This is a genomic window from Streptomyces sp. NPDC111802 (genome assembly GCF_055634335.1).
In genome coordinates, this window is sequence record NZ_JBVKCZ010000036.1 from 79,111 (window position 1) to 104,465 (window position 25,355).

The window sequence follows — 25,355 nt, forward strand, 5'->3', positions numbered from 1 at the left end:
GTGAGCTGCGGGGATCCCGGGTTCGCGGAGGGCCGATCCGGATAATGATCGTCCTGTTGTCAGTGGGGCCCGGTACGCTCGAAAGCACGATGACAGAGGACCTCTCACCGGCCGAGCGGTATGCGGCAGCACGCAGGCGCGCTGCCGAGCAGGCCACCGCGCTCGCCTCCTTGCGCGAGATGTACGACTTCGGCCTCGACCCCTTCCAGATCGAGGCGTGCCAGGCGCTCGAAGCGGGGAAGGGCGTGCTGGTGGCGGCGCCCACCGGCTCCGGCAAGACGATCGTGGGCGAGTTCGCCGTCCACCTCGCCCTGATGCAGGGCAAGAAGTGCTTCTACACAACGCCCATCAAGGCGCTGTCGAACCAGAAGTACGCCGACCTGTGCCGCCGTTACGGCAACGGCATGGTCGGTCTGCTCACCGGCGACAACAGCGTCAACCCCGACGCCGCGGTGGTCGTGATGACCACCGAGGTGCTGCGGAACATGCTGTACGCCGGGTCACAGACCCTCCTCGGCCTCGGCTACGTCGTCATGGACGAGGTGCACTACCTCTCCGACCGCTTCCGTGGCGCCGTCTGGGAAGAGGTGATCATTCACCTCCCCGAGTCGGTGACCCTCGTCTCGCTGTCGGCGACCGTGTCCAACGCGGAGGAGTTCGGCGACTGGCTCGACACCGTCCGTGGCGACACCGAGGTGATCGTCTCCGAGCACCGGCCCGTGCCGCTGTTCCAGCACGTGCTCGCCGGGCGCCGGATGTACGACCTGTTCGAGGAGGGCGAGGGCCACAAGAAGGCCGTCAACCCCGACCTCACGCGGCTGGCCCGCATGGAGGCCACCCGGCCGTCGTACCAGGACCGCAGACGCGGCCGCGCCATGCGCGAGGCCGACCGGGAGCGCGAGCGCAGACAGCGCTCCCGGGTGTGGACGCCGGGACGGCCCGAAGTCATCGAACGCCTCGACGCCGAGGGGCTGCTGCCCGCCATCACCTTCATCTTCAGCCGCGCCGCCTGCGAGGCCGCCGTCCAGCAGTGCCTGCACGCGGGACTGCGGCTGAACGACGAAGAGGCGCGGGAGAAGGTGCGCGCCCTCGTCGAGGAACGCACCGCTTCCATCCCGACCGAGGATCTGCACGTCCTCGGGTACTACGAGTGGCTGGAGGGTCTGGAGCGCGGCATAGCCGCCCACCACGCGGGCATGCTGCCGACCTTCAAGGAGGTCGTCGAGGAGCTGTTCGTGCGCGGCCTGGTGAAGGCCGTGTTCGCCACCGAGACCCTCGCCCTCGGCATCAACATGCCCGCACGCTCGGTGGTGTTGGAGAAGCTCGTCAAGTGGAACGGCGAGCAGCACGCCGACATCACGCCCGGTGAGTACACCCAGCTGACCGGCCGTGCGGGCCGCCGCGGAATCGACGTCGAGGGACACGCCGTGGTGCTGTGGCAGCGCGGCATGAGCCCCGAGCATCTCGCGGGACTGGCGGGCACGCGCACCTATCCGCTGCGGTCCAGCTTCAAGCCGTCGTACAACATGGCGGTCAACCTCGTCGAGCAGTTCGGGCGGCATCGCTCGCGCGAGCTGCTGGAGACGTCCTTCGCGCAGTTCCAGGCCGACAAGTCGGTCGTCGGGATCTCGCGCCAGGTGCAGCGCAACGAGGAGGGGCTGGCCGGCTACAAGGAGTCCATGACCTGCCACCTCGGGGACTTCGAGGAGTACGCGCGACTGCGCCGCGAACTCAAGGACCGCGAGAACGAGTTGGCCCGGGAGGGCGCGGTGCAGCGGCGCGCCGAGGCCGCGACCGCGCTGGAGAAGCTCAAGCCCGGTGACGTCATCCATGTGCCGACGGGCAAGTACGCCGGTCTGGCGCTGGTGCTGGACCCGGGGCTGCCGGCCGGCCGGTCCAACGGCCACCGTGGCTTCGAGCACCACGACGGGCCGCGCCCGCTGGTCCTGACCGCCGAGCGACAGGTCAAGCGGCTGGCGTCCATGGACTTCCCGGTACCCGTGGAGGCGTTGGAGCGGATGCGGATCCCGAAGTCCTTCAACCCGCGCTCCCCGCAGTCCCGTCGGGACCTGGCGTCCGCGCTGCGCAGCAAGGCCGGGCACATCGAGCCCGAACGGCACCGCAAGCGCCGCTCCCAGGCAGTCGACGACCGTGAGATCGCCCGTCTGCGCAAGGCGCTCCGCGCCCATCCCTGTCACGGCTGCGACGACCGTGAGGACCACGCCCGGTGGGCCGAGCGCTACCACCGGCTGATCCGGGACACCTCGCAGCTGGAGCGCCGTATCGAAGGACGCACGAACACCATCGCGCGCACCTTCGACCGCATCGTCGCGCTGCTGACCGAGCTGGACTATCTGCGCGGCGACGAGGTCACCGAGCACGGCAAGCGACTCGCGCGGCTCTACGGCGAACTCGACCTGCTGGCCAGCGAATGCCTGCGCGAGCGGGTGTGGGAGGGTCTCGCCCCGGCCGAACTGGCGGCCTGCGTCTCGGCGTTGGTGTACGAGGCCAGGGTCGGGGACGACGCGATGGCCCCGAAGCTGCCGTCGGGCAAGGCCAAGGCCTCGCTCGGTGAGATGGTCCGGATCTGGGGCCGACTGGACGCTCTGGAGGAGGACTTCCGGATCAACCAGACCGAGGGGGTCGGCCAGCGGGAACCCGACCTCGGCTTCGCCTGGGCCGCCTATATGTGGGCCAGCGGCAAGGGGCTGGACGAGGTGCTTCGGGAGGCGGAGATGCCGGCCGGGGACTTTGTGCGGTGGTGCAAGCAGGTGATCGATGTGCTGGGGCAGATCGCCGCGGCTTCTCCTGTGGAGGGCTCGACCGTGCCCAAGAACGCGCGGAAGGCTGTCGAGGCGCTGCTCCGGGGAGTTGTCGCCTACTCGTCGGTGGGGTGAGGGTTCCTTGGCTTGCCGCGCCCAGGCGGCGGGGCCGCATATCGATGCAGCCCCGCGCCCCCGGGCGCTCGCTCACCTGAGGATGACCAGTTGCCGAGTCGCTCGGGTCATCGCCACATAGCGGTCCACCGCTCCCTCGATGCCCTCGCCGAACTGCTCCGGGGCGACGAGGACGACCAGGTCGAACTCCAGGCCCTTCGACAGCTCCGGGGTCAGTGACCGGACCCGGTCCGTCGGGCGGAAGGTGGGATCGCCGATGACGCAGGCGGTCCCTTCGGCGTGCTCGGCCAGCCAGTCGTCCAGGATCGAGTCGAGTTCCGACAGGGATCCGTGTACGACGGGGACGCCGCCGCTGCGGATGGACGTCGGGACGTTGGCGTCCGGGAGCGCCGCCCGGATGATCGGCTCGGCCTCCGTCATGATCTCTTCCGGCGTCCGGTAGTTGATGTTCAGAGAGGCCAGTTCGATCCGGTCGAACCCGACCCGTTCGAGCCGTTCCCGCCAGGACTCCGTGAAGCCGTGCCGGGCCTGGGCCCGGTCCCCGACGATGGTGAAGCTGCGGGACGGGCAGCGCAGCAGCAGCATCTGCCACTCGGCGTCGGTGAGTTCCTGGGCCTCGTCGACGACGACGTGCGCGAACGGGCCGGCGAGCCGGTCGGGGGCGGCGGTGGGCAGCTCGGTGGCGTCGACCAGGCTGACCTGGGCATCCTGACCCCGCAGCATCGTCACCAGGCCCTCGCCCTCGTCCGTGTCGGCGCCGGAGTCGGACGCGGCCTCGATCAGGTTGTCGACGACCTGCGCCATACGCTCGCGCTGCGCGGCGAGGATGCCCTCCTGCCGACGCCTGCGCCGGGCCGCCTCCGGGTCACCGAGCCGCTGCCGTGCCGCGTCCAGGAGCGGCAGGTCGGACACCGTCCAGGCCTGGGCGTCTGTGCGCTGGAGCCGCTGAACCTCCTCGCGGCCGAGCCAGGGGGCGCACATCCGCAGGTACGCGGGGACGGACCAGAGGTCGGAGACGAGGTCGGTCGCCTCAAGGACCGGCCACGCGCGGTTGAAAGCCGCCAGCAGCTCCCTGTTCCGCGTCAGCGACCTGCGGACCAGCTCCGCCGAGACCTGGCCGTCGTCACCCGAGGCGTCCTCCTCGTGCCGGTCGACCAGCATCGTGAGCAGCTCTTCCCAGACCTGGTCGCGCGCCTCGTTGTGCGGCGTACCGGGCTCGGCCGCCGCGAACGCCACGGCCCAGTCGTCGGCGCTCAGCCATACGTCGGACCAGTGGGTCGAGACCGTCATGCCCTCGGTGGGCGGTTCCTCGTAGAACCGGACGGCCTTCTCGATCGCCCCCACCAGGTCCGCGGACGACTTCAGACGGGCCACCTCCGGGTCCGCCTCGACCGTCGCCGTGGCTCCCTCCGGGACCAGGTCCTGCAGGACGCAGGTCTGCACGCCCTCCTCGCCGAGGCTGGGGAGGACGTCGGAGACGTAGGCCAGGTACGGCCGGTGCGGGCCGACGAACAGCACGCCGCCCCGGCGATGGTCGACGCGGGGGTCGGAGTAGAGCAGGTACGCGGAGCGGTGCAGGGCGACGACGGTCTTGCCCGTGCCGGGACCGCCGTCGACGATGAGCGCGCCCCGGGAACCGGCGCGGATGACGGCGTCCTGGTCGGCCTGGATGGTGCCGAGGACGTCCCGCATCCGGGGCGAGCGATTGCCGCCGAGGCCGGCGATGAACGCGGACTGGTCGTCCAGCGCGGCGTGTCCGGCGAACCCGTCCGGGGTGAACACCTCGTCCCAGTAGTCGCTGATCAGGCCGCGGGTCCAGCGATACCTGCGCCTACTCGCCAGGCCCATCGGGTTGGCGTGGGTGGCCCCGAAGAACGGCTCGGCGGCGGGGGAGCGCCAGTCGACCAGCAGCCGACGGCCCGTGCTGTCGGTCAGGCCGAGCCGTCCGACGTACACCGGCTCGGGGCTGTCCGTGCCGACCATGCGGCCCAGGCACAGGTCCAGGCCGAAGCGGCGCAGGGTGCGCAGACGGGCCGTCAGCCGGTGGATCTCGATGTCCCGGTCCATCGCCTCCCGGCCCGTCCCGCCGGGCGCCTTGCGCACGACCGTGAGGCGGTCGGACAGCTCGGCGATCGACTGCTCGAGGCACTCCGCGATGGCCGCGAAGTGCTGCTCGTCGGCGGCGATCAGGGTCGGGTCGGTCTTGGGGGAGAGGCGTTCGGGGAGGTCAAACACACGGGCGGCTTCTCCGGCGTGGTCAACCTCGGGCATGGGCGGCTTGTCCCGGCCGGCCGGGTCGAGCGACATCAACAGCACACTCACTTCTACGACTCCCGTTTCCGCAGGTCCTCGGCCTAGGCCGGAGATTCTGCGGCACGACGGGGGCCTTGCCGCAAGCCCCCCAGTGCGCTATAAGTTGAGAGTGGCAAGGAGTCGGAGAGCTCCTTGCCTTTGTTTTTGCCGCGCTCTCTCGCGTGTAGCCGCGCTTTCCCGCGCTCCCCGCCGGCCTCTTCTGCCCGCCCGCGGTGGTCGGACCTTCTCGTCCGAACGGCTCCGGAACCCGACCTTCACCCGTCACGGTGAGTATTCATCGCACACCCGTACGCCGTTACGCGCCGTGTTCGAAGGCAACCTGAGCGTGTAAATGTTCCCGAGCGTACTCCTGCCGCGCACCCCATTTCAGGTGCTTGCTGAATATGACACGGCGATGATCCGGTCGGACTAAGCTCGCCCGCAGCGCACCGAGTTGAGGCGTATTCGTGCGCTTGTTCCCAAACAAGCAGAAGATCCCGACATACCCATGACGTACCCCGCTGCAAGCTCCCCCAACACCCACCCGATCCGTTTCAGAGGGCCCACATGGTGAGCGTTCAATCCCCGCCCCGTCGCCGTGAACTGCCGTACGCGCGCGTGCTGTTGCTGCCGGCCATAGTGATGGCCGCGGCGACCGGAGCCGCCGTCGCCGTGGTGGCGGAGCCGGCCCGAACGGCCGTCGGCGTGTGCGGTGCCGTGGCCATCCTGCTGGTACTGGCCGCCGCGGCCGAAGCAGTGCGCCGCGGCCGCACTCTGCGGGACGTGCGGGCCGAGCACGCCCGTCACACCGCGTATCTGGAAGGGCGTATCGCCGCCCATGACGAGAAGATGGCCCGCCTCGCCAAGGAGATCACGCCCGCCGCGATCCACCGGCTGCAGTGTGGCAGTTCAACCTATGAGGTGATTCGCGACCTCGCCGAGATCGACCCGTCCTACGCCCATCTCTCCCGGGCGGAAATCGCGCTGGTGGAGTCGATGCTCGACATCGTCGACCACGAGGAAGCCCTCCGCGACTCCGCCCAGCGTTCGTTCGTCAACATCGCCCGCCGCGTCCAGGCCATCGTCCACCAACAGGCCCTGGAACTGAGGGAGATGGAGGAGGACCACGGACGTAACCCCGAGGTCTTCGACGACCTGCTGCGCATCGACCACGGCACCATGCTGATCGGCCGCCTCGCCGACTCCATCTCCGTGCTCGGCGGCGGCCGCCCCGGACGCCAGTGGCCCGAACCCGTGCCGCTGTACAGCGTGTTGCGGGGTGCCATGTCGCGCATCCTGGAGTACCGCCGTATCAGCCTGGACTCCATCGTCCAGGTCAACATCGCCGGTATCTACGTCGAGCCGATCATCCACGCCGCGGCCGAACTGCTCGACAACGCGACGCGCTACTCGCCGCCGCAGACGAAGGTGCACGTCACCGCCACCGAGGTGCAGACCGGGATCGCGATCGAGATCGAGGACTCCGGAGTCAGCCTCAGTGAGGAGGCCCGCGCCAAGGTCGAGGGAATGCTTGAGCGCGCCAAGCAGGGCGCTGACCTCCAGGACCTCGGTGAGTCCCCGCGCCTGGGCCTGGCCGTCGTCGGTCGCCTCTGCACGGCCTACAACATGCAGGTCTCGTTGCGGCCTTCGGCGTACGGCGGCGTCCGCGCCGTCCTCGTGGTGCCGCGCGAGATGATGACGACCGAGCCGGCGCCCGGACTCGCCCACGGCATCGGCGCGGGGGCGGCGCCCAAGGCCGAGGGCCCCGATGTGCTCGAAGGTCCCAAGCGCGCCCCGAAGAAGCGGCGCCCCACCAGCCCGAAGCTCCCCGCCGCGGTCTCCATGGAGGACGACGTCCCCGTCGTCACCGAATGGACCGCGGGCGGTCTGCCCCAGCGCCGCAGCCGGGTCAAGGCCCCACTCAGCAAGCGATTCGCCGAGCAGGCGGCCATCGAGCAGGCCGAACGGGAGGGCCGGCCGACCATCTGGTCGACGCGCAAGCCCGAACCCGAGCCGGAGCCGGAGCCGGCGGAGGATGAGCCCGCCCCCGGCGCCTGGGTCGAGGCGTTCTGGGAGGGACTGAAGGGCAAGCCCGACCCGCTCACACTGAAACCGCGAACGCAACCGGCCCGCCCCGAGGCCGACGACGAGGGGGACCTCAAGTGATCCAGCAGCGCGCCAACTTCGACTGGATGCTCAAGGAGCTCCACGACGGCGTACCGGGCATCCAGATGATCGTGGTGCTCTCCGCCGACGGCCTGCGCATCGCCCGCTACGGCGGCGACCCGGACACCGCCGACCGCGTCGCCGCGGCCTGCGCCGGCCTGCAGAGCCTGGCGAGCGCCGTCGCCTCGGAGATCCCGAACAGCGACGGCACGATGAAGATGGTCCTCATCGAGATCAAGGGCGGCTACTTCTATCTGATGGCTGCCGGCGCGAACGCCTATCTCGCCGTGCTCTCCGACACGTTCGCCGAACCCGGCCGGATGAGCAACCGCATGTCCGACCTCGTCGCCCGCATCGGCGCTCATCTCACCAGTCCGCCACGGCGCAACGGGCAGACCGTATGACTCCTCCGCAACGCCAGCGGCGATCCCCCAAGGAAAAGCCTCCGTCACCACCGCCCCCCAAGACCGGGAAGCAGAAGAACCCGGAACGGCTCTTCGTGGTGGCCGGACCGGACGGCGGCGAGCGCGACGCGGACCTCGACCTCGTCACCTTAATCGTGGCGCGCGCCGACCCCCCGCCTTCCGCCACCCCGGAGCAGACGGCGCTGCTCCGGCTCTGTACCACCCCTCTGTCCGTGGTCGAGCTCTCGGCCTATCTCAACCTGCCGTTCAGCATGATGACGGTCCTGCTCACCGACATGCTGACGGCCGGTGTGGTGACGGCGCGTGCCCCGATCGTGCGCCAGGCCGTCGCCGACCGTTCAATTCTCGAAGCGGTGATGCATGGACTTCAAAGGCTCTGACATGATCCCCGGTCCACGGACCGAGGATCAGCTGCCGCACACGGCCGAGGCCGCGGTCAAGATCGTGATCGTGGGAGGCTTCGGCGTCGGCAAGACGACCATGGTCGGCTCGGTCAGTGAGATCAGGCCACTGACCACCGAAGAGACCATGACGCAGGCTGGCATCGGCGTCGACGACAACTTCGGCTCGGACACCAAGACGGCCACGACCGTCGCGATGGACTTCGGCCGCATCAGCATCACCGAGCAACTCGTGCTGTACCTCTTCGGCACCCCCGGCCAGGAACGCTTCTGGTTCCTGTGGAACGGGCTGTTCGAGGGCGCGCTGGGCGCGGTCGTGCTGGTCGACACCCGCCGCCTCGAGGTCAGCTTCGATGTCATAGGGCGACTGGAGGAGCGCGGGGTGCCCTTCGTGGTGGCCGTCAACACCTTCCCGGACGCGCCTCGCTACCCCGCCTCCGAACTCCGTATGGCACTCGATCTGCCCGAGGAGATTCCCATCATGGAGTGCGACGTACGGCGGAGGGCCTCCAGCCGGGACGTCCTGATGACCCTGATGCACTTCCTGCACCGCCTGGCCACGGCGAAGGCGCCTGCATGAGCCATGCATCGGTCGAGCGGTACGGGCCGCCCGCCCCGTCCCCGAGCCGTACGGCCCGCTCATGTCCCGTGAGCCGCATACGCGTTGCCTGAGTCGCACGGCCGTACGAGTCCCCCGAGTTGCGTACGTCCGTGCCGGCGCGTCCCACGGGTGTCGGACGCGCCCTGTGCCGGCACCCGTCCCTGTCCCGCGCACGACCTCTCCCACGTTCCCGGCTTCGCGGAACCGCCCGAAGCCGGGGACCCCATCACCTCCTGTACACCGGAATCACTTCAGCTTCGGAGCGACCATCGTGACGCCTGAATCCCTCTCCCCGACCGGTATGGACGAGCCCATGGCCACCCCGCCCCCCGGCTGCCCCGCGCACGGCACCGGCCCCGGTGGGCTACGCCGGTTGTACGGCCCCGAGGCGGAGGACCTGGGGGCCGTGTACGAGAAGCTCCGCGCCGAGCACGGACGGGTGGCCCCCGCGCTGCTGCACGACGACGTGCCGATCTGGGTGGTCCTCGGCCACACCGAGAACATGCACATGGTGCGCACGCCCTCGCAGTTCAGCCGTGACACTCGGTTGTGGACCTCCCTGCAGGACGGCACCGTCAAGCCCGATCACCCGCTCATGCCGATCATCGCCTGGCAGCCCATCTGCTGCCATGCCGAGGGCGACGAGCACCTGCGACTGCGCGGCGCGGTCACCGGCGCCATGTCCACCATCGACCACCGGGGCATCCGCCGCCACATCAACCGCGCGACCCAGGAGCTCGTCAACAGGTTCTGCGAGGACGGCAGGGCCGATCTCGTCAGCCAGTTCGCTGAGCACCTGCCGATGGCGGTGATGTGCGAGATCCTCGGCATGCCGGACGAATACAACGACCGGATCGTGCAGGCCGCCCGCGACTTGCTCAAGGGCACCGAGACCGCCATCGCCAGCAACGCGTACATCATGGACCTCCTGATGCGGCTCACCGTCAGCCGCCGGGCCAACCCCAAGGACGACTTCACCAGCCACCTGATCAACCACCCGGCCCGGCTCACCGACGAGGAGGTCGGCCAGCACCTGCGCGTCGTCCTGATCACCTCGTACGAGGCCACCGCCAACCTGCTCGCCAACGTACTGCGCGTGGTACTCACCGACCCGCGGTTCCGCGCCCAGCTCAAGGGCGGCGAGATGACGGTGCCCGAGGCGGTCGAGCAGTCCCTGTGGGACGAGCCGCCGTTCAGCACCATCTTTCCCTACGTCGCCAAGCAGGAGACCGAACTGGGGGGCCAGCGCATCCGCAAGGGCGACGGCCTCGTCTTCGCCATCGCGCCGGGCAATGTGGACCCGCGAGTCCGCCCGGACCTCAGGGCCAATATGCAGGGCAACCGCTCGCACCTCGCCTTCAGCGGGGGCCCTCACGAGTGCCCGGGCCAGGACATCGGCCGCGCCATCGCGGACGTCGGCGTGGACGCGCTCCTGTCCCGCCTCCCGGACGTCCAACTCGCCTGCGAAGAGCACGAGCTGCGCTGGCGATCGTCCATCATGAACCGGCACCTGGTGGAACTGCCGGTCAAGTTCGCGCCCAAGCCCCAGCAGGACGTCATGCAGCGCCCCTCCATCAGCCCTGTGACGCAGCAACGCACGACCAACTGGCAGGCCGGCTTGCCGCAGCCACAGCCCACGGCTGCGGAGCCCGCTGCTCCGATGCCGGCGGCGATGCCCGAACCGGCCCGTCGGCCTGGCGTGTTCCGGCGCCTCCTGCGCTGGTGGCGCGGCGACTGAGCCGACCGGGGCACCGGGGCTACTTGGCCCACTCCTCGTACGACGACCAGGCCCGCAGCACACGCGGGCTGACGAACCGGTGCTCGCGCCCCGTGACCGGATCGGTGAACTCCAGGACCCGCGCCAGCAGTTGGAGCGGGCGCCGGAAGTCACTGTCCGCCACGGGGCCGGTCACCACGGGATAAAGGGGATCGCCGAGGATCGGCACCCCCAAGGTGCTCATGTGCACCCGGAGCTGGTGCGTCCGCCCCGTGTGGGGCCTCAGCCGATAGCGGGCCAGCCCGTCGCCCCGTTGTTCCAGCAGCTCCACGTCGCTGACGGCATTGGGCTCGTCCTCGACCTCGCGCGCCGCCATGACCCCACGCTCCTTGACGATCCGGCTGCGCACGGTGCGCGGCAGGGCGAGCGAGGGATCGTACCGGGCGACTGCCTCGTATTCCTTGGAGATGAGCCGGTCGCGGAACAGCGACTGGTACGCGCCGCGCTCCGCGGGACGCACAGTGAACAGGACCAGCCCGGCGGTGAGCCGGTCGAGGCGGTGGGCGGCGCCCAGCGTGGGCAGGCCCAGCTCCCGGCGTAGCCGCGCAAGCGCGGTCTCCGCGACATGGCTGCCGCGCGGTGTCGTGGCCAGGAAATGCGGCTTGTCGACGACGACGACGTGCTCGTCGCGGTATACGACGTTCAGTGCGAACGGCACTGGCACCTCGTACGGCAGCTCTCGGTGGAACCACACGAACATGCCTGGCACGTACGCCATGTCACGCGGCACGGCACGCCCGTCGGCGTCCACGATCAGCCCTGCGTCCAGCATCCCGTCAATCACGCCCGCCCCGGCCGGGAGCCGCTCCACCAGATGATCACGCACGGTCGCCCACGCCACCCCCTGCGGCAGCTTCACCCGCACCGGATCGACCCCGCAGCGCTGCGGCAGGGGAGAAGGGGGGATCGGGCTTCTGCGTCTCATCGCGATCAAGTTTACGAGCGGGCACTGACAGCGGGGTACGAGCCGGTCCCGACCTTGTTCTCGGGTGGGTGGAAGCATGCGGGCCACGCCCTACTGCACCAGTCGCACATCCGACGGTCGGAGTCGGAGAGCGAGGCGCGCTGTTCCGCGCCGTGGGATCGGGGCCAGGGTGTCGCCCCGGGTGCGACGGCGATCCTGACTCGCTGGGCTCTCGACGAGATCGGCTTCCACCGCCTCGAACTCCTCCACGCGCTCTCCTCCATCCGGACGGCCGGCACGGCACGGACCTGCACGCGCGTGCAGAGCGAGTGACGCTACGCGGGTATCGAGACGCTCCGGTCTCTGACTCATCTCGGTCGCCGCTCAGACCCCCACCGCAAAGGGGGGCGCGCGGGTCCTGATCGGGGGGCTGTTCAAATGTGAGTGCAACACGTTCATGCCTGAATCAACGGGTGGCCACTTCCGGTCTGGACCGAACTGCGGTGTGATAGAAGGTATATGGCCGAAGGTGGCGCGTCCTGTTCGCGCCGTCGTGAAGGGGGAGCCCGTGGTGCCACTAGTTCCGCCATCGCCCACCGTGGCCGCCACTGCCTGGGCCCTCTTGGAGCACGCCCGCGCGCAGGCACTCCAGCAGCGCAAACGGACATGGCCTACGGCCGGTAGATCGACGCGGCCTGGCAGAGCAAGGCACTCCTGCGCGACCTCCTGAGCCTGACTGTCACCCGCAGGCATGTCACCCCCGACCGCTCCGCGATCTCCGCTGCCCGCCATCGCTTCTTCGTCCATGCCGCCGACCACGCTCACCTGCCCGAACTCACGCCTTCGGCTTCCGGAACCGAGCGAACCAACACCTCCGCTCACGCTGTGCAACCACCCGACGGAACCGACGGGAGGCACACCCCACTGAATTCGAAGACCCCACGCGCTGCCCCGGCGTCTGCCGCACCACGGTGGTCTCGAGCCGGCCTGGAGGATGGGCTGCGCGGTTTGTTCAGGCCGAGCTTCGCGGGTTGACCCCGCTGTGTGAATCGGAGCGCTCCGTCGGCGTTGTGGCCGGCCAATGCTCTTCCCGTCCGGGAAGCCGCTGCGGCTGATGCTGCTGCACTGCGCCGCGGCTGGTTCGAGAGCCCGTGCCCGGCAAGGCGGCGCAGCACACCTCGCGAGGAACAAGCCGACCAGAAAGAGGTGCTCAGCATGGACAGGAACGCGATGGGTACGCGCATACGCCTCGGCGAGGGAGGGGATTTACGGGATGGGGTAATGGATCGCGTTCATGCTCATCTCCGTAGCGCTCAGGACAGCCTGACCACGCCCTTTGTGGTACGGGAGAACGCCGCGGCTCGCGACGTCTTCGCCGCGTCTGTGCAGTGGATGCAGGGGCACGGGCTGCTGACCGGCGAACGGCGTCAGTGGCTCGAGAAATGCGACATCGGGGCACTGCTCGGTCTGACCAATCCGCACACGGACCGCCACCTCCTCCGGCTTGCCGGAGACTGGTACGTATGGCTGTACGCCTTTGACGACGGTGTGTGCGATGAAGCGTTCACTGGTGCCCAGGCGTGGGACATGGCTCATCTGACACTGCGACTCAAGCGATCCGTGACGGGCTTCGCGCCTGGCGAGGAGCCCGAAGAGAACTACGCGCGTGCTCTGTTCGACCTGCGGTGCCGTATCGCCGAACACGCCACGCCCGCCCAACTCGTCCGCTGGACGGACGCAGTCAGTGACTACCTGAACGGGCAGCTGTGGGAAACCATGTACCGCGCCACCGGACACACTCCCGCCCTGGACGACTACATCACGATGCGTGAGTCGGCTTCCGGCTGTCTTACGTGCTTCGCGCTCTTTCCCATCCTCAATCGCTACCACCTGCCTGAGGAGGAAAGCGCCCATCCGGACATGGAGCAGCTCTCCCGGTCCGCCAACCGAATTATTGCCTGGGACAATGACCTGTTCTCCTACTGGAAAGAACAGGGAGACCACTCGGCGATCGCCAACCTCATCACCGCAGCGGAACAGCAACGGCAGTGTGAGGCCGCTGCGGCCATCACATACACCCGAAAGCGGCGCGACGACGAATTGGCCACGTTCTTGCGCGCCGAGAAGCGTATCGCCCGCCATCTCAGCACGGAGGGAAAGTGCTACATCGCCAATCTCAGGTATTGGGTGAGCGGAAGCCTGGCTTTCCACAAGACGAGCCGACGCTTCGCCTCCGCGCCCCGCGCCGTGCGTCTCTGATCCCTCGCAGCCCCAGGGAGGAAAACATGACTAACCGGGCCAGCATTCCTCGGGCGCCAGGATCCTTTCCGCTGATCGGCCACGCGCCATCCCTGTTGCGCTCCCCGCTGCCGTTCCTGAGCTCGCTGGCTGCGCACGGCACCCTCGTAAAGGTCCGAATCGGCCCAATGACAGCCCTGGTCGTGTGTGACGCACAACTGACACGTCAAGTCCTGCTCAACGACAAAGTGTTCGACAAGGGCGGCCTGCTGTATGACCGGGTCAGGGAGGGCTTCGGCAATGGGCTGGCCTTGTGCCCGCATTCATCCCATCGACGTCAACGCCGCCTGATTCAACCAGTATTCAACCGCGGAAGCCTGGCCCAATATGCCGACACGATGACCGAGATGATCTACTCGACGATCAACGGATGGGTGGACGGACAAACCGTCGACGTCCTCGCGGAGATGCAGGAGGTCACTGCGCGGACCATCGTCGCCTCGATACTGGGCCAGACCTTCACGGAACATGAGCTTTCCACAATGCTTCGGGACTTCGGAACACTGTCCCGCGGCAGTTACCGGAGAATGTTTCTGCCACCGTCCATGGCGAAACTCCCCACTCCCGGCAACCGGAGCTATCGTGCTGCGCGAGCTCGCCTCCGTCAAGCGCTGACCGCAGCCATCCATAGGCATCGCACTGGGGCCACTGCCCATAAGGACCTCCTGGGGGCGCTACTTGAGACATCGGAAGAGGGAGAGAGACTGACGGACGACGAGGTGGTCGACCAGGCAATGATCTTCTTCTTCGCCGGCATGGAATCCACCGCAGCAACACTCGCTTGGTCTCTGCATCTCATAGCCGCTCAGCCAGACATCGAAGGCGCACTGCACAAGGAAGTGGACGCCGTGCTGGCCGGGGCGCCGGCTACTGGCAGTTGCCTGGCCGACCTGGCGTACACCCGAATCATCATCACGGAAACCCTGCGACTTTACCCACCGGGGAGTCTTTTCACTCGCGTGACCACCACCCAAACAGAATTGGGCGGCTACGAGATAGGGATGGGAACGACGATTATCTGCAGTCCCTACCTCATGCATCATCAGCCCACAAATTTTCCCGCGCCGCACGTCTTCGACCCGAGCCGCTGGAACGAAACGCCGCGGACCGAGACGGAGAGGGCAGCGTTCATTCCCTTCGGCGGCGGGCCCCGAAAATGTATCGGGGACAATTTCGGCATGATGCAGGCCGTTCTCGCACTGGCCGCCATCGCATCCAGGTGGAAACTCACTCCTGCGCCTGGAGCCAAGGTGCGTGCCGGAGTCCGGACTGTGGTCAATCCGCAAGGACTGCTTATGACTGCAGTATCGCGGTGAAGGCGCCGGCCGAGTGCTCGGCGGGCTTCGGTGACGCTGGACGATGACGGCAACTTGACTCGAACGCGAAAGTGCTCCCAGCCGAAGAGGCGACGGCGACGGCGATCAGGTGGATTCTGAGGGCACTGCCGGCGGGGCCCTTTTCGCCGAGATGCGCCCTCGACGTGCCCTCTGCCACCGGTACAGGCACCCCAGTCCCACTGTGACCGCCAGGAACAACACGGTGAACCACTGGAAGTACCAGTGCCCACCCACGCTCGGCCGCGTTGGGGTGGGCGTCGCCACCCCGACCCTCGCCCGCCCGTCCCTCGACGACGTCTACCTGCGCTACGCCGGCCGCCGCTCCTCGGAGGCCGAGGCCGACTGCGCCAAGGACCTCCTCCTCGCCGGAACCGGAACCGGAAGCGCAGGTTCGCGATGAGTACCGCCGTCATTCAGACCTGGTATATGACGCAACGTCAACTCGTGGTGTTCGTACGGCAGCCCGCGTACGCGATCACCACCCTGATCCAGCCGGTGATCTGGCTGTTCCTGTTCGGCAGCCTCTTCAAGAAGGTCGTCGAGCTCGGCGGCTTCGGCACCACCTCCTACCTCGACTATCTGATGCCGGGCGTTGTCGTGATGAGCGCCCTGAGCTCCAACATGTGGGCGGGGATGACCACGCTGGACGAGATCCAGCGCGGCACGCTCAACCGGTTTTTGACCACTCCGGTCAGCCGGGCCGCGCTGATGAACGGCAACGTCGTCAACAACGGCCTGGTCACCGCCCTCCAGTCGGTCGTGATCGTGCTGCTCGGTTTGCTGGGCGGCGCCGACTACCCGGGCGGTGTCGCCGGTATCGCCGTCCTGGTCGTCGCCTCGGTCCTGCTCGGGACGATCTTCGGGGCGCTGTCCAACGCGCTGGGCATGCTGGTGCAGGAGCGGGAGTCGATCATCGGCATCAACACCTTCCTGCTGCTGCCGCTGACCTTCCTCTCCTCCGCCTTCATGGCCCCGTCGCAGATGCCGGGCTGGATGCGGCACATCGCGGACTTCAACCCGCTCAACTGGACGATGGTCGCGGGCCGTTCGGCGATGTCGGTCCAGCCCGACTGGGGTGACGTGCTCACCCGCGGCGGTGGGTTGCTGGCCCTGGCGGTCGCGGCGGTGTGGCTGTCCATCCGGACCTTCCGGTCGTACCAGCGGTCGGTCTGACCACCCGGGCACGGCACAAAACTGGGCACTCGGGCACGGCACAAAGGGGCGGCACCTTCGAAGGTGCCGCCCCTTTGTGCCGTGCCCGCAGAGCTACGCCGCCGGCGCCGCCCCCTCCTGCTCCGCCTCGATCCGCGCGTTCCAGTCCCGCTTCGAGGCCTGCCAGCCGTCCTCGTCGTGGCCCAGCCGCCAGTAGCCGGAGATGGACAGGTCCTCGCGGGCCACGCCGCGCTCGACCCGCATCAGTTGGCGCAGCTCCTTCACGAAGTGCGCCTCGCCGTGGACGAACGCGTGCACCCGGCCCTCGGGGAACTCCAGCGCGCGCACGGCCTCCACCAGCGCCTCGCCGACGGGACGGGAGCCGCGGTGCAGCCAGACGACCTCCACATCGGAGTCGACCTTCTGCTCCTCCTCGGGGCCGGCGATCTCCACGAAGGCGTAGGCAGTGGCGCCGTCGGGCAGCGATTCCAGGGAGCGGGCGATGGCGGGCAGCGCGCTCTCGTCGCCGACGAGCAGATGCCAGTCGGCGTCCGGGTCGGGGGCGTAGGCGCCGCCGGGACCCATGAAACGTACGATCTCGCCCGGCTGGGCGCGCATCGCCCAGGGCCCGGCCAGGCCCTCGTCGCCGTGGAGGACGAAGTCCAGCGTCAGCTCACGGTGCTCCGGATCCCACGCCCGCACGGTGTACGTCCGGGTCACCGGCCACTGCTCACGCGGCAGTTCCTCGCGGATGCGTTCCAGGTCGAAGGGTTCGGGGTAGGTCACACCGGCGGGGGAGAACAGCATCTTCACGTAATGGTCCGTGCAGGTGTCCGCCGCGAATCCGGCGAGCCCCTCACCGCCCAGCACCACACGCTGCATGTGCGGGGTCAGCCGTTCGGTACGGATGACCTGCGCGGAGTGGGGCTTCCGCGGCCTGCGGGCAGGGCGTAGAGCCATCACTGGCCTCCCTCGTTCCAAGCTTAGGTTTACCTAAGTTAGCACCTCTCTCCGGTGAATGCCGCTATGAAGGTTCCGGAAAAGGGTGTATGTCGCGCCCACAAGGAACGAATTCCCCGCGCCATGAGCCCCATGCACGCGATCGGGACGCCCCAAACCCCCAGTGCCCTCACATCCCCAGCGTCACGAGCAGCCGCTGCAGCGACCCGCCCAGCCCCCAGCGCACGGCCAGCTCGTCCAGCCCCGCCGAGTCCCGGGGCGCACGCGGCAGCGTCGTGTCCACGTCGGGCAGCGGGACATCGGCCGCGACCCGGACCACCGTCGGCGCGACGGCGACATACGGCCGCGACTCGTCCAGCCGCTTGCGCTGCGAGGGTGTGAGCTTCGCCTTCGGGTCGTCGACCGCCGCCATGATCCCGGCCAGGTCGCCGAACTCGGCCAGCAGCTTCGCGGCCGTCTTCTCACCGATCCCCGGCACACCCGGCAGACCGTCGCTCGGGTCGCCGCGCAGCAGCGCCAGATCCGCGTAACCGCGGCCGTCGACGCCGTACTTCTCGCGCAGCCACGCCTCGTCGGTCAGCTGGAGGGTGCCGACGCCCTTGAGCGGGTACAGCACCCGCACCCCGCGCGCGTCGTCCACCAGCTGGTACAGGTCGCGATCGCCCGTGACGATGTCGACCGGGCCCTTCGCCCGCGCCGTGAACGTGCCGATCACGTCGTCCGCCTCGTAGCCCTCGACCCCCACGCGCGCGATGCCCAGCGCGTCCAGGACGGCCTCGATGACCGGCACCTGCGGCGACAGCGTGTCCGGCACCTCCTCCTCGTCCGGCCCGACCTCGTGCTCCTCCGCGACGCGGTGCGCCTTGTAGGAGGGGATCAGGTCGACCCGCCACTGGGGCCGCCAGTCGGCGTCCATGCAGGCCACCAGAGCGTCCGGGCGGTGGTCCTTGACCAGGCGGTCGATGAAGTCGAGAAGTCCGCGCACGGCGTTCACCGGGGTGCCGTCCGGGGCCTTCACAGAGTCCGGGACGCCGAAGTAGGCGCGGAAGTAGAGCGAGGCGGTGTCGAGGAGCATCAGTCGTCCGGTCACGCCACGCATCATGCCGTACACCACTGACAGCGACCGGGCTCGGTGAGCGCCGCGTCGCGCTGCGTACCCGCCCTGTGGGCTGGACCACTTGTGTGTTTGTGCCCGGGGAACCAGGGCAGGGGCGCCCCCGGAGCGACGCCCCCTGCGCAACTGTTGCGTCAGTCGCTCCGTTCATTTGCCGTCGAGACAAGAGGTACCCGTGTCATCCAGGCTTGAGGCCGACCATCTGTACAAGGTGTTCGGCAGACGACCGGACGAGGCTGTCGAGCGGCTCCGCCAAGGAGCCGACCGGGAAGAGCTGCGCGCCGACGGCACCACCGCCGCCGTGATCGACGCCTCCTTCACCGTGGAACCCGGCCAGATCTTCGTCGTCATGGGCCTGTCCGGATCCGGCAAGTCCACCCTGCTGCGCATGCTCAACGGACTCCTTGAGCCGACCGCGGGTCACGTCCGCTTCGACGGCCAGGACCTGACCGCGATCAGCGACCGCGAGCTGCGCGAGGTCCGCGCGAAGAAGATCAGCATGGTCTTCCAGCACTTCGCGCTGTTCCCGCACCGAAGCGTCCTGGAGAACGCCGCCTACGGTCTCGCCGTCCAGGGCGTGCCCCGCGCCGAGCGCGAGAAGCGCGCCGCCGAGGCCCTCCAGCTGTGCGGCCTGGGGGGCTGGGAGAAGTCCTGGCCCGACGAGCTGTCCGGCGGTATGCAGCAGCGTGTGGGCCTCGCCCGCGCGCTGGCCACCGACGCCGACCTGCTCCTGATGGACGAGTCCTTCAGCGCGCTCGACCCGCTGATCCGCCGTGACATGCAGGACCAGCTGCTCCAGCTCCAGCAGACCCTGAAGAAGACGATCGTCTTCATCACCCACGACCTGAACGAGGCCATGCGCCTCGGCGACCGCATCGCCGTCATGCGCGACGGCCGTATCGTCCAGACCGGTACGGCGGAGGACATCCTCCTGCGCCCGGCCGACGACTACGTCGCCTCCTTCATCCAGGACGTCGACCGCTCCCGGGTACTGACCGCGGGCGCGCTCATGGACACCTCGGTCACCGCCGACGCCCCGCTGTGCACCTGCGAGACCGCGACCCGCGAGACGTCGTTCGTGGAGCTGTGCGCGATCAGCGCCCGCCTGTCGCACCGCGTCACGGTCGTGGACGAGGGGAACCGGGTCATCGGTGTCGTACCGCGGCAGCGGCTGGTCGGCTTCCTCGGCGACGAGAGTGCCGACCCCGCGCCCTGCGACAACCCGGACGGGAAGGTGATCGCCCATGCCTAGGCTCCGTCTCGGCGACTGGGTCGACTCCGGCGTGGACTGGCTCGTCGCCCACATGGGCTGGCTCTTCGACGCGATCAAGGCGGTCGTCGAGGGCATGTACGACGGCGTCAACGCCCTGCTGACCGCCCCCGAGGCCCTGCTCCTCGCGGGCATCCTCGCCGTGCTCGCCTGGTGGCTGCGCGGCGTCGTCGCGGGCGTCCTCGCCTTCGGCGGCTTCGCGCTGGTCGACTCGCTCGACCTGTGGGACCGGGCCATGTCGACACTGGCCCTCGTCCTGGTCGCCACCGTGATCGCGCTGGTGCTGTCGATCCCGCTGGGCATCTGGGCGGCCCGCTCCAGGACGGTCAGCGCGGCCGTACGGCCCGTACTGGACCTGCTCCAGACGATGCCGTCGATGGTGCTGCTGATCCCGGCCATCCTCTTCTTCGGCCTGGGCACCGCCGCCGGCGTCATCGCCACCCTGATCTTCGCGCTCGCCCCCGGCGTCCGCATGACCGAGCTCGGCATCCGTCAGGTCGACGGAGAGCTGGTCGAGGCCGCGGAGGCGTTCGGCACCACACCCCGCGACACCCTGCTGCGCGTCCAGCTGCCGCTCGCCCTGCCGACGATCATGGCGGGCGTCAACCAGGTGATCATGCTGAGCCTGTCGATGGTCGTCATCGCCGGCATGGTCGGCACCGGCGGCCTCGGCGGCGCGGTCAACGAGGCCATCGGCCAGCTCGACATCGGCTTCGGCTTCGAGGCGGGCGTCGGCATCGTCGTCCTCGCCATCTACCTGGACCGCGTCACCGGCGCGCTCGGCGAGCAGATCTCCCCGCTGGGCCGCCGCGCCGCCGCCAAGGCCCGTGCCGTGGGCGGCGTCCGGGTCTGGAACCACCGGCCGCGCCCGGTCGTCGCGGTGGCCGGCGTCGCCGCCCTGGCCCTCGTCGCCGGCGGCATGGGCGTCTTCGGCCCGACCTCCGGCACCGCCGAGGCCTCCGCCACGAACATCGGCAAGGGCAAGGAGATCAAGCTCGGCTACATCCCGTGGGACGAGGGCATCGCCTCCACGTACCTCTGGAAGGAACTGCTGGAGCGGCGCGGCTTCAAGGTCACCACCAGCCAGTACGCCGCAGGGCCCCTGTACACGGGCCTCGCCACCGGCCAGATCGACTTCGAGACGGACTCCTGGCTGCCCACCACGCACGCCGAGTACTGGAAGAAGTTCGGGAAGCAGCTCGACGACCTCGGCTCCTGGTACGGCCCGACCTCCCTGGAACTCACCGTCCCGTCGTACGTCAAGGGCGTGGACTCCCTGGAGGACCTCAAGAACAACGCGTCCAAGTTCAAGGGCAAGATCGTCGGCATCGAGCCGAGCGCCGGAATGATGGGCATGCTCAAGGACAAGGTCCTCAAGGAGTACGGCCTGGAGGGCAGCTACGACGTCGTGGACGGCTCGACGCCCGCGATGCTCGCCGAGCTCAAGCGCGCCTACGCCAAGAAGGAGCCGGTCCTCGTCACGCTCTGGTCGCCGCACTGGGCGTACAGCGACTACGACCTGAAGAAGCTCAAGGACCCCAAGGGCGCCTGGGGCAAGGGCGACGGCGTGCACACCCTCGCCCGCAAGGGCTTCGCGGACGACAACCCCGAGGTCGGCGAGTGGCTGAAGAACTTCTCCATGACCGAGAAGCAGCTCACCGACCTGGAGTCGCAGATCACGAAGGCCGGCAAGGGCAAGGAGCAGGACGCCGTCCGTACCTGGCTGAAGCGGAACCCGGGCCTGCTGGACAAGTGGGCCCCGGTCGCCGGGGCGGACGAGAAGAGCCAGGCGGCCGGGTGACCTGACGGGCCCGGACCGCCTCCCGAGGGGTGGGTCACGCCGTACGTTTTTCCCCTCCGTACGGCTGACCCACCCCTTGTGGCGTCCCCGCATAGTCCCCCGGCATGCCTACGGCAAGGATCCGGCCAACCACGCAGCGCTATCCCCCCACCTGAACTGGGGTGTCCGAACTCGCCGCGGCCGGCATTGAGTTCCCGACCGGGCTCATGGCCCGCCATCACCATCTGACCAGGCCTGCCAGTCGCTGCGGAAGCGGGAACACGGGGGAGTGGCGGAGCATTGAACAGAACAGCGGCTCTCATCTGCTGAACGGGAGTCAGGGGCGGAGCGGGGCCGCCCGGGGCCTGTCGGGAGCCGATCGGCTGGCGCGAACCCATGGGTCGTACTCCCCCCGATGTGTCGTCGATGTGACGGGCGCATGAAACGGTTTGCCGAACATGCGTAGGGTGCAAGGAACTCAACAGAAGGTGTGCGCCGGACGGCGGGCGCGAGGACAGTGGACCGACGAGCGAAGGAGGGAGCCGGAGCGATGGGCGACCACAAAGAGCAACCCCTTCGAGTGGGCGCGGCCGTGCGGCGCCGCCGCCGCGCACTGGACCTCACCCTCGCCGTCGTGGCCGAACGCAGCGGCCTGTCGGTGCCCTTCCTGAGCCAGGTCGAGAACGAGCGGGCACGCCCCAGCAGAAGCTCCCTCGAAAAGGTCGCCGACGCCCTGCGTACGACCGCCGTCGAACTCCTCGCCGCCGCCGACCCGGCGTGCAGCGTCGACGTGGTGCGGGACGACGTGGTGCGGGACGACATCACCGAACTGGCGCCGGAACCGAGGGTGCGTTCCCTGGTGCGCGGTCACCATCAGATGCACGCCTCGGAGTTCACCGGCGACCATGACGCGGGCCGTGAATTCCAGTACCGCAACGACCAGTTGATGTACGTCGCCGACGGCGCCGTGGAGATCGAGGCGGAGGGCCGCGCCTATCGCCTGGGCCGTGGCGACACCCTGTACCTCACCGGTGGGGTGCGTCATCGCTGGCGGGCGACCGTGCCGGACACCCGCGTGGTCGTCGTCGCGGTGGCGGAGCACATCGAGGCGGTCCGGGACCGGCCGAGGCGCTGATGCGGGTCGTCTCCCTGGTGCCGTCGCTGACGGAGGCGGTGGCGGTCACGGCCCCCGGCGCCCTCGTCGGCGCCACGGACTGGTGCAGTCACCCGGCCGACCTGGACGTCACCCGCGTCGGCGGCACCAAGAACCCCAAGGTGGACCGCGTCCTCGCCCTCGCCCCCGACCTGGTGATCGCCAACGAGGAGGAGAACCGCGAACCCGACCTCGCCGCCCTGCGCGCGGCCGGCGTCGAGGTGCTGGTGACCGAGGTACGGGACGTGCCGGGAGCATTCCGGGAACTGGCGCGTGTGATGGGCGCCTGTGGTGTCGGGACGCGCCCGCGCTGGCTGGACGAGGCGGAGGAGACCTGGTCGTCGCCACCGGCCCCCGACCGCCGTACGACGGCGGTGGTCCCGATCTGGCGGCGCCCCTGGATGGTGCTGGGCCGCGACACCTTCGCGGGCGATGTGCTGTCCCGCCTTGGCGTGGACCACCTCTACGCCACGCACGAGGACCGCTACCCCCGCATCCCCCTGGACGACCTGCGGGCGGCGGCCCCGGACGTCGTCGTCCTCCCCGACGAGCCGTACCGCTTCACGGCCGACGACGGCCCGGAGGCGTTCGGCGGCCTGCCGTGTGCGCTGGTCAGCGGACGGCACCTGACGTGGTACGGCCCGTCGCTGGCCGAGGCACCACGGGTGCTGTCCGAGGCGCTGCGAGCAGCGCACCGCTGAGCAGACCACGAGCGGTGTGGACGGCCGCGACGGCCCAGGCCCCGACGAGCACTACGTACAGCCCGACGGCGAGCCCCTCATAGACGACGAGCCCGGTGTGCCGGGCCAGGGCCGCGGCGCCGGTGACACAGGTGCCGACCGGGAAGGTGAACGCCCACCAGGTCATCGCGAACCCCATGCCGTGCCGCCGGGCGCGCAGGACATGGGCACCGGCGAGCCCGAACCACAGCAAAGCGAAGCCCATGACCGGAACGCCGTACAGGACGGCGAGAATCCCGAAGCCCTCGCTGTACGGCGCCGGGACCACACCCGGCGCGACGTCCGCGAAGATGCCGACGGCGGTGGTGGACTGCCCGAGCGGACCCAGCACCAGGAACAGGCTCGGGGTGAGGGCGAGCGGGAGAGGCCCGCCGGTGACCAGCCGGGCGAAGACCAGCGGCAGCATCAGCAGGGTGGCGAGCAGACTGAGCCCGAACATCGCGACACAGGCGAGCAGCAGCGTCTCCCGGGCCTGCCCGGGCGGAAGATGCGGCACCAGCAGCGGACCGAGCGCGGCGGACACCATCGGCGCGACGAGCGGCAACAGCCATACGGGCGTCGCCTGCGAAGGCTCGATCCGATGGCGTACGGCCATGAGGTACGGGACGGCGACGGCGGCGGCCAGCCCGATGGCCGTACCGGCGCCGAACAGCACGGCGTCGAGCGCGACCGCCGCGCCCGTCCCGATCCAGTCCTTCCCGACGATGACGGCACCGCCGCCGACGGCCAGCAGGGCCATGGACAGACAGCCGTAGAAGGGCGCCATCGCTGCGTCGTGGAGATGGGCGCGGGCCTGGTCACGGTGGTGGGTCCAGTGCAGGGCCCGGGCGGTGAGCAGGGTGACGAGCAGGACGAGGGAGAGCGCCCAGACGGCTGCGCAGGTCGTGCGCAGGCCGGGGACGTGCAGCGGCAGCCCGGCTCCGGCCGTGGCGACGGCGGAGGTGCCCATGACGGCGGCGTACCAGTTGGGTCCGAGATGACGGACGGCGGTGACCATGCTTCAGGGTTGCGTCGTGGGCTGCTCACCACCAGGGAGTTCTCCTCTATGGCGACATAAACTGGGCTTATGACACAGGCGGCGGAGGGGCAGTTTCGAGGGGGATCCCTGGCGCACCGCGTCCCGGAACTCGGTGCGCTGGAGCTGCTGCTGGCGGTGGCGCGGCTCGGGAGTCTCGGTGGGGCGGCGCGTGAGCTGGGGATCACCCAGCCTGCGGCGAGCAGCCGGATCCGGTCGATGGAACGCCAGCTGGGGGTGGCGTTGGTGGACCGGTCGCCGCGGGGTTCGCGGCTGACGGACGCCGGGGCGCTGGTGACGGACTGGGCGCGGCGGATCGTGGAGGCGGCGGAGGCCTTCGACGCGGGGGCGCAGGCGTTGCGGGACCGGCGGGACTCGCGGTTGCGGGTGGCGGCGAGCATGACGATCGCGGAGTATCTGCTGCCGGGGTGGCTGCTCGCGCTGCGGGCCCAGCGGCCGGACACGGCGGTGTCGTTGCTGGCCGGGAACTCCGCGGCGGTCGCTGAGCGGTTGCTGGCGGACGAGGCGGATCTGGGGTTCGTTGAGGGGCTGACGGTGCCGACGGGGCTGGACTCGGTCGTCATCGCCCACGACAACCTGATCGTGGTGACCGCGCCGGATCACCTCTGGTCCCGTCGGCGTCGGCCGCTGGAGGCGTCGGAGCTGGCTGCCACGCCGTTGATCCTGCGGGAGAAGGGGTCGGGCACCCGGCAGGTCCTGGACGCGGCGCTCGGTGGTCTGGCCCGGCCCTTGATCGAGCTGTCCTCGACCACCGCGGTGAAGGCGGCCGCGGTGAGCGGGGCGGGGCCGGCGGTGCTGAGCGAGCTGGCCGTCGGCGAGGAACTGTCGATGCGGCGCCTGGTGAGGGTCCCGCTGGCGGAGGTCTCCCTTGCGCGGGACCTACGGGCGGTCTGGCCGACGGGGCACCGACCGGTGGGCCCGGCGCGGGATCTGCTGGCGCTGACCCGGGGGTAGTTCTCTCGCCCCCGCCGCCCCTACCCGTCCCGTCCCCTGGGGGCTGCCGCCCCCAGACCCCCGCTTCGGCCCTGAACGGGCCTCGTCCTCAAACGCCG

Annotated in this window: 19 protein-coding genes and 1 pseudogene; 15 read left to right on the plus strand and 5 right to left on the minus strand. The window is 69.4% G+C overall.

Going from position 1 to position 25,355, the window contains the following annotated elements:
• Positions 1-44 precede the first annotated feature (44 nt).
• A complete protein-coding gene (locus ACZ7NC_RS32645; protein ID WP_471493410.1) occupies positions 45-2,897 on the plus strand; it encodes a DEAD/DEAH box helicase in 2,853 nt (950 codons plus the stop codon).
• Positions 2,898-2,969: 72 nt separating this feature from the next.
• Here ACZ7NC_RS32645 and helR read toward each other — a convergent pair whose 3' ends face one another.
• Entirely contained in the window at positions 2,970-5,168 is a 2,199-nt protein-coding gene (gene helR, locus ACZ7NC_RS32650) for an RNA polymerase recycling motor ATPase HelR (RefSeq protein ID WP_471493444.1), read from the minus strand.
• 588 nt (positions 5,169-5,756) lie between these two features.
• Here helR and ACZ7NC_RS32655 point away from each other — a divergent pair.
• From ACZ7NC_RS32655 to ACZ7NC_RS32675, 5 genes are all read left to right on the plus strand, one after another.
• Entirely contained in the window at positions 5,757-7,355 is a 1,599-nt protein-coding gene (locus ACZ7NC_RS32655; protein ID WP_471493412.1) for a sensor histidine kinase, read from the plus strand.
• A complete protein-coding gene (locus ACZ7NC_RS32660; protein WP_433037968.1) occupies positions 7,352-7,759 on the plus strand; it encodes a roadblock/LC7 domain-containing protein in 408 nt (135 codons plus the stop codon). Before ACZ7NC_RS32655 ends, ACZ7NC_RS32660 begins: the two co-directional genes overlap by 4 nt.
• A complete protein-coding gene (locus ACZ7NC_RS32665; protein WP_471493414.1) occupies positions 7,756-8,160 on the plus strand; it encodes a DUF742 domain-containing protein in 405 nt (134 codons plus the stop codon). Before ACZ7NC_RS32660 ends, ACZ7NC_RS32665 begins: the two co-directional genes overlap by 4 nt.
• Entirely contained in the window at positions 8,141-8,761 is a 621-nt protein-coding gene (locus ACZ7NC_RS32670) for a GTP-binding protein (protein ID WP_471493416.1), read from the plus strand. Before ACZ7NC_RS32665 ends, ACZ7NC_RS32670 begins: the two co-directional genes overlap by 20 nt.
• A gap of 292 nt (positions 8,762-9,053) precedes the next feature.
• Positions 9,054-10,520, plus strand: coding sequence for a cytochrome P450 (locus ACZ7NC_RS32675; protein ID WP_471493418.1), 1,467 nt, complete (start codon positions 9,054-9,056; stop codon positions 10,518-10,520).
• A 19-nt stretch (positions 10,521-10,539) separates the two neighbouring features.
• Here the strand turns inward: ACZ7NC_RS32675 and ACZ7NC_RS32680 are convergent, their stop codons facing one another.
• Positions 10,540-11,484: an RluA family pseudouridine synthase gene (locus ACZ7NC_RS32680; RefSeq protein WP_471493420.1), complete on the minus strand. Its 945-nt coding sequence runs from the start codon at positions 11,482-11,484 to the stop codon at positions 10,540-10,542.
• Positions 11,485-12,678: 1,194 nt separating this feature from the next.
• Between ACZ7NC_RS32680 and ACZ7NC_RS32685 the strand changes: the two genes are divergently transcribed.
• From ACZ7NC_RS32685 to ACZ7NC_RS32700, 4 genes and pseudogenes are all read left to right on the plus strand, one after another.
• Positions 12,679-13,722: a terpene synthase family protein gene (locus tag ACZ7NC_RS32685; protein WP_471493422.1), complete on the plus strand. Its 1,044-nt coding sequence runs from the start codon at positions 12,679-12,681 to the stop codon at positions 13,720-13,722.
• Between the two features lie 26 nt (positions 13,723-13,748).
• Complete coding sequence (locus ACZ7NC_RS32690; protein WP_471493424.1) at positions 13,749-15,077, plus strand: cytochrome P450; 1,329 nt, start codon at positions 13,749-13,751, stop codon at positions 15,075-15,077.
• Positions 15,078-15,333: 256 nt separating this feature from the next.
• A pseudogene (locus tag ACZ7NC_RS32695) lies at positions 15,334-15,498 on the plus strand (ABC transporter); the annotation flags it as partial.
• Positions 15,495-16,271: an ABC transporter permease gene (locus ACZ7NC_RS32700; RefSeq protein WP_471493426.1), complete on the plus strand. Its 777-nt coding sequence runs from the start codon at positions 15,495-15,497 to the stop codon at positions 16,269-16,271. The pseudogene ACZ7NC_RS32695 and the gene ACZ7NC_RS32700, both read left to right, overlap by 4 nt.
• A gap of 93 nt (positions 16,272-16,364) precedes the next feature.
• On the opposite strand, the gene ACZ7NC_RS32705 is transcribed toward ACZ7NC_RS32700, so the two are convergent.
• Both ACZ7NC_RS32705 and ACZ7NC_RS32710 read right to left on the minus strand, forming a co-directional pair.
• Positions 16,365-17,210 carry a siderophore-interacting protein gene (locus tag ACZ7NC_RS32705; protein WP_471493428.1) on the minus strand — a complete coding sequence of 282 codons (846 nt, stop codon included), beginning with the start codon at positions 17,208-17,210 and terminating at the stop codon, positions 16,365-16,367.
• Positions 17,211-17,379: 169 nt separating this feature from the next.
• Positions 17,380-18,309: a 5'-3' exonuclease gene (locus tag ACZ7NC_RS32710; RefSeq protein WP_471493446.1), complete on the minus strand. Its 930-nt coding sequence runs from the start codon at positions 18,307-18,309 to the stop codon at positions 17,380-17,382.
• A 190-nt stretch (positions 18,310-18,499) separates the two neighbouring features.
• On the opposite strand from ACZ7NC_RS32710, the gene ACZ7NC_RS32715 reads away from it, so the two are divergent.
• The 4 genes from ACZ7NC_RS32715 (at position 18,500) to ACZ7NC_RS32730 (ending at position 23,228) form a co-directional block, all read left to right on the plus strand.
• Entirely contained in the window at positions 18,500-19,576 is a 1,077-nt protein-coding gene (locus ACZ7NC_RS32715; RefSeq protein WP_471493430.1) for a quaternary amine ABC transporter ATP-binding protein, read from the plus strand.
• Positions 19,569-21,395, plus strand: coding sequence for an ABC transporter permease/substrate binding protein (locus ACZ7NC_RS32720; protein WP_471493432.1), 1,827 nt, complete (start codon positions 19,569-19,571; stop codon positions 21,393-21,395). Before ACZ7NC_RS32715 ends, ACZ7NC_RS32720 begins: the two co-directional genes overlap by 8 nt.
• Before the next feature lie 529 nt (positions 21,396-21,924).
• Positions 21,925-22,509, plus strand: a complete 585-nt coding sequence (locus tag ACZ7NC_RS32725) for a helix-turn-helix domain-containing protein (RefSeq protein WP_471493434.1) — start codon at positions 21,925-21,927, stop codon at positions 22,507-22,509.
• Entirely contained in the window at positions 22,509-23,228 is a 720-nt protein-coding gene (locus tag ACZ7NC_RS32730; protein ID WP_471493436.1) for a helical backbone metal receptor, read from the plus strand. Before ACZ7NC_RS32725 ends, ACZ7NC_RS32730 begins: the two co-directional genes overlap by 1 nt.
• On the opposite strand, the gene ACZ7NC_RS32735 is transcribed toward ACZ7NC_RS32730, so the two are convergent.
• The gene (locus ACZ7NC_RS32735; RefSeq protein ID WP_471493438.1) at positions 23,140-24,264 is read right to left on the minus strand and encodes a TDT family transporter; all 1,125 of its coding nucleotides are present in this window, start codon (positions 24,262-24,264) and stop codon (positions 23,140-23,142) included. The genes ACZ7NC_RS32730 and ACZ7NC_RS32735 overlap by 89 nt on opposite strands.
• 69 nt (positions 24,265-24,333) lie before the next feature.
• On the opposite strand from ACZ7NC_RS32735, the gene ACZ7NC_RS32740 reads away from it, so the two are divergent.
• Positions 24,334-25,257: a LysR family transcriptional regulator gene (locus ACZ7NC_RS32740; RefSeq protein WP_471493440.1), complete on the plus strand. Its 924-nt coding sequence runs from the start codon at positions 24,334-24,336 to the stop codon at positions 25,255-25,257.
• Positions 25,258-25,355: the final 98 nt, after the last annotated feature.

Bases quoted from the DNA above. Each gene is read 5' to 3' on its own strand.
- ACZ7NC_RS32645 (WP_471493410.1), top strand. From the start codon at position 45: ATGATCGTCCTGTTGTCAGTGGGGCCCGGTACGCTCGAAAGCACGATG.
- helR (WP_471493444.1), bottom strand. From the start codon at position 5,168: ATGCCCGAGGTTGACCACGCCGGAGAAGCCGCCCGTGTGTTTGACCTC.
- ACZ7NC_RS32655 (WP_471493412.1), top strand. From the start codon at position 5,757: ATGGTGAGCGTTCAATCCCCGCCCCGTCGCCGTGAACTGCCGTACGCG.
- ACZ7NC_RS32665 (WP_471493414.1), top strand. From the start codon at position 7,756: ATGACTCCTCCGCAACGCCAGCGGCGATCCCCCAAGGAAAAGCCTCCG.
- ACZ7NC_RS32670 (WP_471493416.1), top strand. From the start codon at position 8,141: ATGGACTTCAAAGGCTCTGACATGATCCCCGGTCCACGGACCGAGGAT.
- ACZ7NC_RS32680 (WP_471493420.1), bottom strand. From the start codon at position 11,484: ATGAGACGCAGAAGCCCGATCCCCCCTTCTCCCCTGCCGCAGCGCTGC.
- ACZ7NC_RS32685 (WP_471493422.1), top strand. From the start codon at position 12,679: ATGGACAGGAACGCGATGGGTACGCGCATACGCCTCGGCGAGGGAGGG.
- ACZ7NC_RS32690 (WP_471493424.1), top strand. From the start codon at position 13,749: ATGACTAACCGGGCCAGCATTCCTCGGGCGCCAGGATCCTTTCCGCTG.
- ACZ7NC_RS32700 (WP_471493426.1), top strand. From the start codon at position 15,495: ATGAGTACCGCCGTCATTCAGACCTGGTATATGACGCAACGTCAACTC.
- ACZ7NC_RS32705 (WP_471493428.1), bottom strand. From the start codon at position 17,210: ATGGCTCTACGCCCTGCCCGCAGGCCGCGGAAGCCCCACTCCGCGCAG.
- ACZ7NC_RS32710 (WP_471493446.1), bottom strand. From the start codon at position 18,309: ATGCGTGGCGTGACCGGACGACTGATGCTCCTCGACACCGCCTCGCTC.
- ACZ7NC_RS32720 (WP_471493432.1), top strand. From the start codon at position 19,569: ATGCCTAGGCTCCGTCTCGGCGACTGGGTCGACTCCGGCGTGGACTGG.
- ACZ7NC_RS32725 (WP_471493434.1), top strand. From the start codon at position 21,925: ATGGGCGACCACAAAGAGCAACCCCTTCGAGTGGGCGCGGCCGTGCGG.
- ACZ7NC_RS32730 (WP_471493436.1), top strand. From the start codon at position 22,509: ATGCGGGTCGTCTCCCTGGTGCCGTCGCTGACGGAGGCGGTGGCGGTC.
- ACZ7NC_RS32735 (WP_471493438.1), bottom strand. From the start codon at position 24,264: ATGGTCACCGCCGTCCGTCATCTCGGACCCAACTGGTACGCCGCCGTC.
- ACZ7NC_RS32740 (WP_471493440.1), top strand. From the start codon at position 24,334: ATGACACAGGCGGCGGAGGGGCAGTTTCGAGGGGGATCCCTGGCGCAC.